Raw genomic sequence first — 13123 nt, 5'->3', positions numbered from 1 at the left:
ACATGTCCCCCTGATTTTGCAGATATTGCGTATGAAATAAGTAACCGTCCCCTGGCTTGAACTTTTTTCCTTTTTTGTAAATGGACATTTTCACACTAACCGTCCCTTATAACAGTTTGATTTTTTTATATAAGAAAAATAGCTCCTATTATTGTCAAAAGTATTAAGGATAAAAAATTATATAATGTAAATTTTATGATATAATTCCTGCTTTTTTGAGGATACTCTCCTAAATAAAATTTATAAGATATAATGCTTGCTAATGATGCTATTATAGTTCCTAATCCGCCTATGTTGACACCAAGGAGTAGCTGCTTATAGTAATCTGTAAATTTAGATAAGAAAATGCAAGCTGGAACATTGCTTATAAACTGGCTTAAAACTATTGAAGTAAAGTAGGTAGATGTACTGCTGTTTAAATGATTTTTCATGTAATTGCTTATTAATGATATATTAGAAACATTACCTATAAATATAAAAAAGCATACAAATGTTATTAGCAGGGGATAGTCTACTAATAAAAGAAGTTTAGAATTTAAAATTAAAGCTGTAAAAAATATTAACAAAAATGTTATCTTATAATCTATAATTCCAAAAACAGACAGTACTACAATTATGAATAAAAATATCCACAATACTGCTAAAATATTATTATTAATTTTTGTATCTTTAAGAGAAATGTCTATTTTTTTATTAGTATTTTTAATATTTAAGATAAAAAGCAATGAAAGCCCTGATAAAGCAATAAGTAGTATTGTTATGAAAAATTCCTTTGCTGTTATATTATAGTATGAAAATATATAAAGATTTTGAGGGTTTCCTATTGGAGTTAGGCTGCTTCCTATGTTTGCTGCTATCGTTTGAAGAATTATTGTAAGCATTAAGTCTATATTTGATTTTTCGTTTATTATTAGTGATAGTGGACCTAAAGTAATAAGTGCAATATCATTTGTAACAAACATGGACATAAAAAAGCTAAGCATTATTAGTACTAAAGAAACTCTTCGCACACTTGTGCATTTATTTAAAATATAAGCTGCAATATAGTCCAGTAAGTTTAAATTTTCAAAGGCTTTCACAACCACCATAAGGCTAAAAAGAGAGGATAAAACCTTAAAATCAATGTATTCTACCTTAGGGAAGGATATAAAGCAGCTTAATAATGCAAGAGTTAAAGATATAGTGAATACAATATCTTTTTTTATAAAGTCGATTATAAAATTAATTTTATTAAATCTTATTACATATTCTGTTTGGTACACTGTTTTCCTCCTTATAAACAAAAATGCATCAGTAATTATAACATAAAATTATACCGAAAAGTAGTATCGTTTAATGCAAAGGGGCAAAGGGGGACGGTTAGTGTGAAAATGTCCATTTACAAAAAAGGAAAAAAGTTCAAGCCAAGGGACGGTTACTTATTTTATACACAATATCTGCAAAATTAGGGGGACATGCATAAAATATTTTATCTATTATTTAATATAATAATTAACCGTCCCTGCTGTTGCCTTTGACAAGCCTAAAACTTTTTCATTCCGTCGTTGTGGCTACTTTTAGTCATGACATGTTACTTATTATAGATATTCTTATATATAAATTTGAAACGTCCAACAATTATCCATATTTTTAAAGAATTGAAACTTATCAATTTGAATTATTTTTGATTTTTACATTAAGAAAAGAAATTTAAAAACTGCTTTAATTTAAGCTTAAGTTTATTTTTGTTTAAGTTAATAAAAGACTTTATTAAAAACATTTTTGCGTTACTTATATAAGCAATATTTGAAAATAGTGAAAAATATATGTTAAATACTATCAAATAAATAATGTATATCCATTAGCTGTAGTCTTATTGTATGTACTTATTTTTGAATGGCTAACGATATGGTAAAAAGATAAAAAACGTTATAAATGTGACGTTTAAGGCTGATGTAAAAGTTTATTTTTGTTAAGCCCCGTAAAGGGTTTCCCTGCTATCAGCTCATTTTCCCAAGCAATTATAAGCTTTTATTTTTTTAAAGAGACCTACTCTTGTGAGCCGATATTCGTGACGGTAACTAGGCTTTGTACGTTCCTGTGGAGAATTATAGAATTTTGAAAAGTTAAAAAGTAAGAGTTAAAAACCTCATGAGATATGCCTTTTTAAAATCCATTCACGGGGTTTATGCAAAGTTCCTATCACAAAAAAGATTTGTAGACAATCTGAACTACCAAAGGGCAGTATTTTTTATACTTTTAAATTATTTAAAAATTACCTACTTCAAATTATAAGTTAGAGTCCTAAATTAATCATATATTGTATAAAATAATTTGTTGTAATAAAATTACAATTAGAAAGATTATACAGATAATTTTAACTCTGTATATTTTGTGAAGGTGATATATGCCACTTGAAATTACACGTGATGATATAACTAAAGCCTCATACTGATGCAATTGTAAATGCAGCAAACACCTCATTTTTGATGGTGGAAGAGTGGACAGGCAATCCACATAGACGCAGGACAAGAGTTTCTTGAAAAAACAATAAGGGACAGCTCTTTTTTTATGATTTAAAATGGTATAAGTTTATATGTTATTATATAGAACGATTTTAAATCAAAATTTGGGAGGAGAATAGATGGGGTAAGATTTAATTTTAAAAAGATATTTTTTATAGTGTTTTTGTTTATGATTATTTTCTCAAAGGGTGCAAAGGCGGATATAGGACCTAAACCTTCTATAACTGTATATGTAAAAAATTTCAACTCACAATCATATTATCTTGACCTTTTAGTAAATGAAAAAACCTACTTTATTAAATTTGATGATTTTAATGACAGAAAATACAGTGCTGAATTAAAAAATCTTAATCTTTATAAATATAATAAAGATGGGTGGATTGCGGCTCATATAAGAAATTGGCTTTTATTTGGTGATTTGCATGGTAAGTATGATAAGAAAAAGAACATGATGGTTCATTATTTTACGTATCATGGTGTGCCCGAAACCTTTAAAATAATTGCTGAAAATGAAAAGGGGGATATTATTGTAAGCAATGAAATTGCCCCTCATCAGTTTAAGGCAGAAGTAATATTTGATATGAGTACAGGAAAGGTTATAAAAATATCATCTCCCTTTAAGGTTTATGATATTAAATTTTTCATTTTGCTTATAATCTTTACTATAATTGTAGAACTTTTAATATCTATTCCTTTTAAATTAAAGCCTAAAAAAGTCATTGTTTATGTCAATATTTTTACTCAGCTGCTTCTTCAAACATCTATTCTTGCAACATTTAAACTTTATTCCTTTAAGGCATCCTATATTGTATTTTATATAGAGGAGATTATGATTGTATTTATTGAATATTTTCTTTATAGAGTATATACTAAGCATTTAAACAAGAAAGTTTTGGCTTTATATACTGTTTTGTCTAATTTAGTTACTTTTTTAATTGGGATTTTAATATCTTAAAATTATTTATATAGTGTTTTATTTATTATATAATAAAGTATTTTAAAGCTGTTGTGCTTTTGATAATTCATGCCGTAAAATCAGGTGCATAAATATGGTGCCTGGCACCGGAGAATGGAGAAAACTTTTTCACACTAACCATCCCTAGAACCCACTAAACCTAAAATGCATAATGAAAATAATATTTTACCAATCCAAAGGGTTCTCTTAAAAATCCATACACTTCGTGATATATATATCTTTTAACAAAAATACCTGAATAGGTTGAATTAATATTTAATTTTTTAGTTACAATTTTTGCTCTAAGCAGATGAAATTTATTTGAAACAACAACAGCAGTTTTTAAATTCATTTTATCCATAATTTTTTTTGAATTATTAAGGTTTTCGTATGTATTTTTTGATAGCTCTTCTTTAATTATCTTTTCTTTTTTTACTCCTTTTTTAATTAGATATTTTTCCATTGCTAAAGCTTCTGAAATATCCTCTCCTTTTCCTTTACCGCCTGAAACAATAATATAATCAGCGTATCCTAAATTATATAATCTTATAGCTTCGTTAAGCCTTTCTTTTAAAAAGGGGCTTGGCTCTTGCCCATAAACCATACATCCTAAAACTATTATACAATCTGATTTTGCTGGTTTTATGAAATATCCAAAGGATGCTACCATGGATAAAAGTACAAAATAAATGGATAAAATTAAAATTATACCCCAATTGAATATTTTTTTAAAAATATTCATTACGATCACCTCATGACTATTTAATCTTTAATTCATAATAAATAAAAAATATTTGAAATTCAATGGCAGATATAAATATGTTTTACCTTAATATTGTATCGAATTATTAAATATAATAAAATTACAATAAAAAGAATTGATTAAAAATTATGCAAAAATTAATGCTACAGTTTATAATTAATATAAATTACATTTTATTTAGTATATTTTACGGAGGTTGATATTATGCCCCTTGAAATTATACGAGATGATATAACAAAGGTTCATGCTGATGCAATTGTAAATGCAGCAAATCCATCCCTGCTTGGTGGAGGAGGAGTGGATGGGGCAATACACAAAGCTGCAGGGCCACAGCTTCTTGAAGAGTGCCGTACTTTAAATGGGTGTGAAGTAGGACAGGCTAAAATTACAAAAGGGTACAATCTCCCTGCAAAATATGTAATTCACACTGTAGGGCCGATATGGAGAGGAGGAAATAATAATGAGGAAAAGCTTTTATCAGACTGCTACAAAAATTCACTTAGGATAGCTAAAGAGTATAATCTTGAAAGCATAGCCTTTCCTCTTATTTCAACAGGTGCCTATGGTTATCCAGTAGATAAAGGATTAAAAGTTGCAATATCTGTAATAGGGGATTTTCTTTTAAACAATGACATGAAAGTTTATTTAGTGGTTTATAATAAGGAAGCATTTAAAATTTCAGAAAAGCTATTTTCATCGATAAAGCAATACATAGACGATAGATATGTAAAAGAGCATACAGAGAAAAGATATAGAAATATTGAAGAAAGGCAGATAAGAGAAATTTACAAAGAATCTATGAATTTCTTTATGGAAGAAGCTGAACAGGTTGTAAAGAAAAGGTGCCTTGAGGATGTAGTAAATGAGCTTGATGAGACTTTTACACAGATGCTTTTAAGACTTATTGATGAAAAGGGACTTACAGATTCACAGGTTTACAAAAGAGCAAACATTGATAGAAGACTTTTTTCAAAAATCCGAAGCGATATAAATTATAAACCAAGCAAGTCAACTGCTATAGCCCTTGCAATAGCACTTAAGTTAAACCTTGACGAGACAAAGGATTTACTATCTAAGGCAGGTTATGCACTATCTCACAGCAACAAATTCGATATAATTATTGAGTATTTTATAAAAGAAGGAAATTATAATATTTTTGAGATAAATGAAGCACTGTTTGCCTTTGAGCAAAATCTCCTTGGAGTATAAAATAAAAACTTTACTTTTAGAATAAGCTTTTGGGGGACTATTTTATTAAAAATGTCGCTTATAAGACGACATATCGAACAATATATAGTGCTATCCTTTAATTAAAATAAAGTATTGGAGGAGAGCACTATGAAAAAGGGTTTAACTGAGCTTATATTTATTCTTGATAGAAGCGGATCCATGAGCGGGCTTGAAAGCGATACTATCGGAGGATTTAATTCAATGCTTGAAAAACAAAAAAAAGAGGAGGGGCAGGCTTTAGTCACAACTGTACTTTTTGATGATAAATATGAACTTTTGCATGAACGTATTGATATTAAAAATATTATGCCCCTTACAGAAAAAGAGTATTATGTTCGAGGTACTACTGCACTTTTAGATGCAATAGGAAAAACTATAAATAAAATAGTTAGTGAGCAGAAAAATTTAAAAGAAGAAGAGAGAGCAGAGCATGTAATGTTTGTTATAATTACAGATGGTATGGAAAATGCAAGCATTGAATTTAGCTATGAAAAAGTGAGGAAGATGATAGAACATGAAAAAAGCAAGTATGGATGGGAATTTATATTTCTTGGTGCTAACATAGATGCAATTTCGGTGGCAGAGCGTTTTGGAATAAGCAGGGATAAAGCAGCAAATTATAATGCCGACAGTAAAGGGACTCTTCTTAATTATGAAGTAATAAGCGAGACAATAAGCTGTCTTCGTACAAACCACAAAATATCTAAAGACTGGAAGAAACGCATTGATGAGGACTATGAAAAACGAAAAAGGACATAATATGTTAAAGCCTCTTTCCTATGAAAAAGGAAGGAGGCTTTTTATAAATAAAATCGTGGACAATCCTGGGGACAGTTACTTATTAAAAATACATTATTGGACAACCCAGGGACGGTTACTTATTATAGATATACTATTGGATATTTGTAGGATACTTGCATGCTCAAAAAAGTGTATCATATACAAAGAATCAAAGAATAGAGAAAACTTAATCATGGACAAACCTAGGGACGGTTACTTATTATCTTATATTAAACTAAAATATTTTAAGGGGTATCATATAGCAGAATTAATTGAAATTTCAAACATAAATTTTTAAGATGAGAATTAGGCAAAATAAGTAACTGTCCCCCAATCCTATAGCCCCGGATTTTTCCCCAAAATTTTGTAGATAGTTAATATAATAAGTAACCGTCCCTCAAACTTGTCCCTCAAATTTCACCTAAATTTTACATTTCAAAAAACAAAATTGAAATTATAGCGTCTAATATATGAAATGGAAAAGTTAGCTTGGAGGTGCAGGATTTGTCTATAAGTGAAAGGGAGTTTATAGAAAAAATAACTGATTATAAGCAGTATCTTTATAAAATGGCATTTTTATATGTAAAAGATGAGAATAGTGCACTTGAAATAATAGATGAAACAGTCTTTAAAGCTTATTTATCCTATAAAAAGTTGAGGAAAAGTGAGCACTTTAAAACATGGATAACAAAAATACTGATTAACTGTGCCATAGATTATTTAAGAGATAAAAAGAAAATATGCGGCAATATAGATGAAGTTGACGTTAATATAGAAGAAAAAGAATATGTGGACTTATACAATGGAATAAATTTATTAAGTGGTATTCAAAAGAGCATAATTATATTGAAATATTTTTATGATTTTACAATAAAAGAGATATCAGAAATATTAAACATATCAGACAGCACGGTTAAAAATAACCTTCATAAAGCCTTAGAGTTTTTAAGAATTCAATTGAGGGAGGAATAGGTTGTGGATAATTTTAAAATGGAAATTGAAAATATTAAAATTCCTGATAAATTAGATGATACTATTGAGAAATCCTTAAAAAGAGCAAAAAAAAGAAGAAGAATAAATTTTATAAGGAATTTAAGCACATCCATAGCAGTAGTTTTGGCAGTGTTCACTTTGGCGGTAAACACTTCTTCAGTTTTTGCCCAGTCTATGATGAGAATACCTATAATAAAAAATATTGTACAGCTTGTAAGCTTTGATAAAGGCCTTGAAAATGCAGTAAAAGAAGGTTATATAAATACCATTGATAAATCAGCAGAGGATAAGGGGATAAAAGTTACCGTAGACAATATTATATTTGATGATAAGAGGCTTGTTATACTTTATTCCATTGAAACACAAGAACCATATAATGATATATATATGAGAAGAATAGAATTAGCAGATGAAAAGGGAAAAGGAATAGAAGGATGTACATTGAGTTATGGCATGTTAACTCCAAATGATAATCATAATTTATTTAAAGGCAGCATCGATGTTCATTTTATAGAAAATAAACAAATCCCTCCAATTATATATTTAAGTTCTGATATGATAGACATAAAACATAATGATGAGGATAATTATACAAGTATTGAAGGGAGCTGGAAGGTTGAGATTAAAATCCCCGATTATTCAGGAAGGCAAACAGATAACTACTCAATTAATAAGGAATTATTAATTGGTGATATTAAAGTAAAAATTGGAGAAGTTAAGATTTCCCCTGCAACATGCGAGATTAATGTTTCCTTTAACAGTGATAAATATAAGTCTTTTAGATTGGTAAATGCTCATATTATAGATGAAAAAGGTACTGTTTATAAAAACTATCTTTCAACTATATCTGAAAAAAACGAATGTGAAAACAAATATATATTTGAGAGCCCGTTTTTTTCAAATTCAAATCACCTAAGGCTATGCTTTGATGGGATATATTTTATCCCTAACAGGGATGATTATATTACTGTTGATATTGAAAATAATAAACTTATAGATAGTGCTGGCTATGGAATAGGACTAAAATATATAAATAAGGGAAATAATGAGCTCAACTTAGGATTTGAAATTACTGATGAAGAAATTAATAAAAATGCGATAAAATATAATTATGTTGGAGGAATTGATTTTGGTGATGTTTATGATGAGCAAGGGAGAAAATGTAATGTGGCTTCTTATGGATTTGAAAGAGATAATGATAAAGGGAGTCAAAACATTGTTATAACAAATCTTTATCCTAAAACGAAACTATTAAAGATTAAAATAGAAAGAGCATGTAAGGGAATAATGCAGGAAGTGAGCATTGATATAAAATAATTATTAGTTAATTTGTGGGATATGAATCTTAATTAAATTTTTATAAGGCTTATTAAAAATTTTTATTGGAAAAAGTACGGTTAAGAATTATTCATAAAATAGTTCTTGGCCGTACTTTTTTGCCCTCTTCTTCATCTCCGGAGCCAGGCACCAAGGATGATGAATTGTTACTTATTATTTTATATTAAATTAAAATATTTTAAGGGGTAGCATGTAGCATAGTTAATCCGAATTTCAAATATAAATTTTTAAGATGAGAATTGTGCAAAATAAGTAACCGTCCCCCAATTCTTGATATTGTTAAAAATTCCAATGCAGATTTAAAAATATTAGACACATATATTTTCCCAATACTATTTTTATATAGGCATAGTATTGAAATTAGCCTAAAAAGCATATATTTAAGATTCTATGGGCAGCTACCTGAAAAAATAAAAAGCAAAAGTGGGCATGAATTAAATAGTTTATGGGAGAAAGTAAAAGAAATTCTTAATATTACAAAAAGTGAAGATTTTATAAAACAAATTCAAGGCTATAAGACAAAAATAATAAAGTTTTCAACAGAAGATATTGATATAAATGAAATAGATGAATTTATAAATGAAATTGATAGCATAGATGCAAATGGTGATGTATTCAGATATCTTATGAATAACAAGGGTAAATTATATTTTTCTAAAAATAATTATGTAGATTATGATAATTTACAAAGTACCTTTAACAAATTTTATGATATATTTGATTATTTTTATGATATGATATCAGAATACTTATAAAGTGATTCTTATTAAAAAACAACTTTCCCTACATTTTTTCTATATTTTTCATTTTATTGATAATAATTGTATATAATGTCGCATTGGTATATAATAAATTATGATAATAAAGGAAAGGGTGTGGGGAGATGAAAACTTTATTTGAACTTTGCAGGCCGCGGGACAGCGTTTTTGATGAAACTAAAAGAGATGATGTAATAGATTTAACAAATTTAATAAAAAACAGGATAAATCCTGAGGAATTTTTTGAGGAAAACTTTATAACTCAAGGCATGAGCATATTATTTGATACAGCTTTTAAAAGATTTCACAGACAAGGACAAACAGGGATAATAAAACTTACCCAGTCTATGGGCGGCGGTAAAACTCACAACATGATAGCTTTAGGTCTTCTCGCTAAATATCCAAAGCTTAGGAATAAAATACTTGGTGAAAAATTCAATTATAGTCCCCTTGGGGAGATAAAAGTCGTTGCCTTTACAGGGCGAGAATCGGATGCCCCCTTTGGAATATGGGGTTCAATTGCAGAGCAGCTTGGCAAAAAAGAATATTTCAAAGACTACTATTCTCCTCTTCAGGCACCAGGTCAATCAGCATGGGTTAACCTTTTAAAGGGTGAGCCTCTGCTTATACTTCTTGATGAACTTCCTCCATATCTTGAAAATGCAAAATCAAGAGTCGTAGGGGATACTAATCTTGCAGTAATTACAACAACAGCACTTGCCAATCTCTTCAATGCCATAGCAAAGGAAGAGCTCTCAAATGTGTGCCTTGTTATATCTGATCTTAGGGCAAGCTATGAAAGCGGAAGTGAGCTTTTACAGTCATCCTTTAAAGAACTTGAAGGAGAAATAAACCGTTTTGCACTAAACATAGAGCCAGTTCAGCAGTCATCAGACGAAGTATATCATATTTTAAGAAAAAGGCTTTTTAAAGAACTTCCCAATAATGATGAAATAAATGAAATTGCAAATGCATATAAATCTGCAGTAAATGAAGCAAGGCAGATGGGATATACAAGCATATCAGCAGACCAGATATTTATTGGAATTAAAGATTCATATCCTTTTCATCCAGTAATAAAAGATTTATATGCAAGATTTAAAGAAAACCCAGGTTTCCAGCAGACAAGAGGTCTTATAAGGCTTATGAGAATAATAATAAATCAGCTTTATAAAGGAGATGAGCCATTAGCCTCAAAGAAATATTTAGTTAATGTTTATGATTTTAATCTTAACGACCATGAAATGTTTACAGCAATAACACAGATAAAGCCTTCCCTATCCAATGCAATATCCCATGATATAGCATCAAACGGAAAAGCAGTAGCACAAATTTATGACAGCAGTTTTAACGAAACATCTATGCAGGATATAAGCAAAATAATATTAATAGCATCCCTTGCAGATGTACCCCATGCACTCCTTGGACTTTCAGAACATGAAATAATAGGTTATCTTTGTGAGCCTGATAAAGATATAACAAGGGTAAAAAGAGCACTTCAAGAACTTGCAATGAAAGCATGGTATCTTAATACAGACAGGGACGGCAGAATATATTTCCAAAACACTAAAAATATAATAGCAGAAATGAATTCCCTTATAGATTCTTATGACAATGAAAATGCAAAAAAGGAGCTTAGATTATTCCTTGAAGATAAATTTAAACCAAGTTTACAAGACTGTTACCAAAAGCTATATGTATTTCCTGCATTAGATGAAATTGAGCTTGAGCAGGACAAAGTATCCCTTGTAATAGTTGAGCCTTATGAGTTTGCTAATGATTTAAACCCTGAAGTTAAAGATTTTTATAATTATCAAAGATTTAAAAACAGGATAATGTTTTTAACAGGGCAAAGAAGAACTATGGAAAATCTATATACAAAGGCAAAGGAGCATAAGGCAATAAATGCAATAATTAAAAGGATGAAGGATGAGAATGTAAAAGACAGCGATCCTCAATATCAAAAAGCTTTAGATAAACTTGATAAAATCAAGTTAGAGCTTTTGCAATCAGCAAGGGAAACTTTCCAATGCCTTTATTATCCTTCAAAAATGGGGTTGCTTAAGGTAGACTTTTTAATGCAGTTTGTAGGAAATGAATACAGCGGTGAAAAGCAGATAAAAGAAATTTTAATGCAGAGGCAAAAGTTTACAACGGATTTAGATGATGAAAAACTAAGAATAAAATGTGAAGCAAGGCTTTTTACGCAAAAAGAAATGAGATGGCAGGATATAAAAGAGAGGGCAGCCACAAACGCAGAATGGCAGTGGTATGAGCCCAGTGCATTAGATAATCTTCTTCAAAATATGTTAAGAAAGGATATATGGAGGCAAAGCGGCGGATACATAGATAAAGGCCCTTTCCCTAAGGAAAAGACGAATGTATTGATACAGCAGATAAGGTATGATGAAGATACAGGAGAGGCTGTATTAAGGCTAACCCCACAGTATGGGGATAAGATTTACTATGAAATAGATGGCACTGCCACAAGTGCTTCAAATTTAGTTGATAATCCAAACGAATTTAAAACAAAGGAATTAAAGCTGTCCTTTGTTTGTATAGATTCAACTGGAGAACATGAAACTGGAGATGCAGTTTTCTGGAATAATAAGATAACAGTAAAGGGCAGGATATACGACAAAAACGGAAAGAAAGTATTAGAGCTTAAAGGCTCACCCAATGTAGATATAAAATTTACAACCGATGGTTCAAATCCTAAAGAAAACGGAGGAATATACGAAGGAGAGGTTGAAATTCCAGATAATGCTGTCTATGTTATAGCTATTGCAGAGGGAAAAGGTATTTACTCTGAACCAATTCAGATAAAAATAGAAAAAGGTGCAGTAAATTCAAGGGAAATAGATAAAACAAAAAAATTAACCCTCATAAAAACTTACATGTTTCAAGATACTAAATCAACCTATGAAGAGATAGGAATGTTAAAAAAACATGGAGTTCAACTTTGTGATGTAAGGCTTGCAATATTTAAAAATGATACATCCTCAAAGGATGGATGGATTGATTTATCAATGGGCAAAGGTATAATATGCAGTGCAGAGTCAGTTGAAGGAGTATTAGAGGGTTTAAGAAATTCTTTAATAAAAGAAGGCAGCGTAAATATAACATTTGAATATAATAAAGCTATATTTGAAACAGGGCAGAGATTTTTAGATTACATTGCAGATAAAAAGAAAACACTAAACGAATTTGAAGAAAGGGAGATAATTCAGTAATGGCAAAGGACGTAGTAGGATTTGGCTTTAACCCTAAAGAATCGGAGCATCATTTTCTTGTTATAATTCCAAGGGGAAACGATAAAAAGATTATAGTTTATGAAAGGTTTACATGGCAATACGATAAAGAAATTCAGGTTTTAGATATAAAAAGGGATATGCCAAAGGTGGAGCTTACAAAGCATAAATGGAAGATGATAGAGGAGAGCCTTAAAACTGAATTTAATGAAAGGCTTAAAAAAGATAAACTCCCTGTGGGAAAATGGCAGATTGGGCAAATACCAGTTCACAGGCTGTTTGGCAAGGAGCTTGTTTTGCTTGCCTGGGCAATAGAGGATTGCGATCCAAGTGTAATACCTGCTGCCATAAAGAACTGGCTTGGGCTGTCTAAAGAGGAAAGATGGTGGCTCTTTACCATGACAAATGCCGCAACAGGAAATATATACGACAAAAGGGGCTGGAGAAAGGCAATAAGATATGCACTAACAGAAAATCCCATTGAGGAATCTAAAAAGCAAATGAATTTCTTTGATTATGCTATACAAAGGGAGATAGATAAATAGGGGTGT

Annotated in this window: 11 protein-coding genes; 9 read left to right on the top strand and 2 right to left on the bottom strand. The window is 30.0% G+C overall.

The annotated features are described in order from the left end of the window. Positions 1-125: 125 nt before the first annotated feature. Entirely contained in the window at positions 126-1262 is a 1137-nt protein-coding gene (locus FDN13_RS05970) for an SLC13 family permease (protein WP_243120273.1), read from the bottom strand. A gap of 1411 nt (positions 1263-2673) precedes the next feature. Here FDN13_RS05970 and FDN13_RS05965 point away from each other — a divergent pair. Further along, the gene (locus tag FDN13_RS05965) at positions 2674-3459 is read left to right on the top strand and encodes a hypothetical protein (protein WP_138979363.1); all 786 of its coding nucleotides are present in this window, start codon (positions 2674-2676) and stop codon (positions 3457-3459) included. A gap of 160 nt (positions 3460-3619) precedes the next feature. On the opposite strand, the gene FDN13_RS05960 is transcribed toward FDN13_RS05965, so the two are convergent. Beyond that, a complete protein-coding gene (locus tag FDN13_RS05960) occupies positions 3620-4201 on the bottom strand; it encodes a YdcF family protein (RefSeq protein ID WP_138979362.1) in 582 nt (193 codons plus the stop codon). 225 nt (positions 4202-4426) lie between these two features. Between FDN13_RS05960 and FDN13_RS05955 the strand changes: the two genes are divergently transcribed. The 8 genes from FDN13_RS05955 (at position 4427) to FDN13_RS05920 (ending at position 13117) form a co-directional block, all read left to right on the top strand. Continuing rightward, a complete protein-coding gene (locus FDN13_RS05955) occupies positions 4427-5431 on the top strand; it encodes an O-acetyl-ADP-ribose deacetylase (RefSeq protein ID WP_138979361.1) in 1005 nt (334 codons plus the stop codon). A gap of 129 nt (positions 5432-5560) precedes the next feature. Continuing rightward, positions 5561-6211, top strand: coding sequence for a vWA domain-containing protein (locus FDN13_RS05950; RefSeq protein WP_138979360.1), 651 nt, complete (start codon positions 5561-5563; stop codon positions 6209-6211). After that, the gene (locus tag FDN13_RS05945) at positions 6189-6530 is read left to right on the top strand and encodes a hypothetical protein (protein WP_138979359.1); all 342 of its coding nucleotides are present in this window, start codon (positions 6189-6191) and stop codon (positions 6528-6530) included. The genes FDN13_RS05950 and FDN13_RS05945 overlap by 23 nt, the downstream gene beginning before the upstream one ends. A gap of 206 nt (positions 6531-6736) precedes the next feature. Then, positions 6737-7204 carry a sigma-70 family RNA polymerase sigma factor gene (locus tag FDN13_RS05940; protein WP_138979358.1) on the top strand — a complete coding sequence of 156 codons (468 nt, stop codon included), beginning with the start codon at positions 6737-6739 and terminating at the stop codon, positions 7202-7204. Between the two features lie 3 nt (positions 7205-7207). Next, entirely contained in the window at positions 7208-8542 is a 1335-nt protein-coding gene (locus FDN13_RS05935; RefSeq protein WP_138979357.1) for a DUF4179 domain-containing protein, read from the top strand. 260 nt (positions 8543-8802) lie between these two features. Continuing rightward, entirely contained in the window at positions 8803-9318 is a 516-nt protein-coding gene (locus tag FDN13_RS05930; RefSeq protein WP_138979356.1) for a hypothetical protein, read from the top strand. A 128-nt stretch (positions 9319-9446) separates the two neighbouring features. Further along, a complete protein-coding gene (locus FDN13_RS05925; RefSeq protein ID WP_138979355.1) occupies positions 9447-12554 on the top strand; it encodes a DUF499 domain-containing protein in 3108 nt (1035 codons plus the stop codon). Next, positions 12554-13117, top strand: coding sequence for a DUF3780 domain-containing protein (locus tag FDN13_RS05920; RefSeq protein WP_138979354.1), 564 nt, complete (start codon positions 12554-12556; stop codon positions 13115-13117). Before FDN13_RS05925 ends, FDN13_RS05920 begins: the two co-directional genes overlap by 1 nt. The last annotated feature ends 6 nt before the right edge of the window (positions 13118-13123 follow it).

It is taken from the genome of Caloramator sp. E03 (assembly GCF_006016075.1).
In the GTDB taxonomy this organism is placed as follows: domain Bacteria; phylum Bacillota; class Clostridia; order Clostridiales; family Caloramatoraceae; genus Caloramator_B.
The sequence above is the reverse complement of the archived record's forward strand: the minus strand, read 5'-3'. Positions and strand labels throughout refer to the sequence as shown.

Excerpts from the sequence above, each read along its gene's own strand:
- FDN13_RS05965 (WP_138979363.1), top strand. The coding sequence starts at position 2,674 with ATGATTATTTTCTCAAAGGGTGCAAAGGCGGATATAGGACCTAAACCT.
- FDN13_RS05960 (WP_138979362.1), bottom strand. The coding sequence starts at position 4,201 with ATGAATATTTTTAAAAAAATATTCAATTGGGGTATAATTTTAATTTTA.
- FDN13_RS05955 (WP_138979361.1), top strand. The coding sequence starts at position 4,427 with ATGCCCCTTGAAATTATACGAGATGATATAACAAAGGTTCATGCTGAT.
- FDN13_RS05950 (WP_138979360.1), top strand. The coding sequence starts at position 5,561 with ATGAAAAAGGGTTTAACTGAGCTTATATTTATTCTTGATAGAAGCGGA.
- FDN13_RS05945 (WP_138979359.1), top strand. The coding sequence starts at position 6,189 with ATGAAAAACGAAAAAGGACATAATATGTTAAAGCCTCTTTCCTATGAA.
- FDN13_RS05925 (WP_138979355.1), top strand. The coding sequence starts at position 9,447 with ATGAAAACTTTATTTGAACTTTGCAGGCCGCGGGACAGCGTTTTTGAT.
- FDN13_RS05920 (WP_138979354.1), top strand. The coding sequence starts at position 12,554 with ATGGCAAAGGACGTAGTAGGATTTGGCTTTAACCCTAAAGAATCGGAG.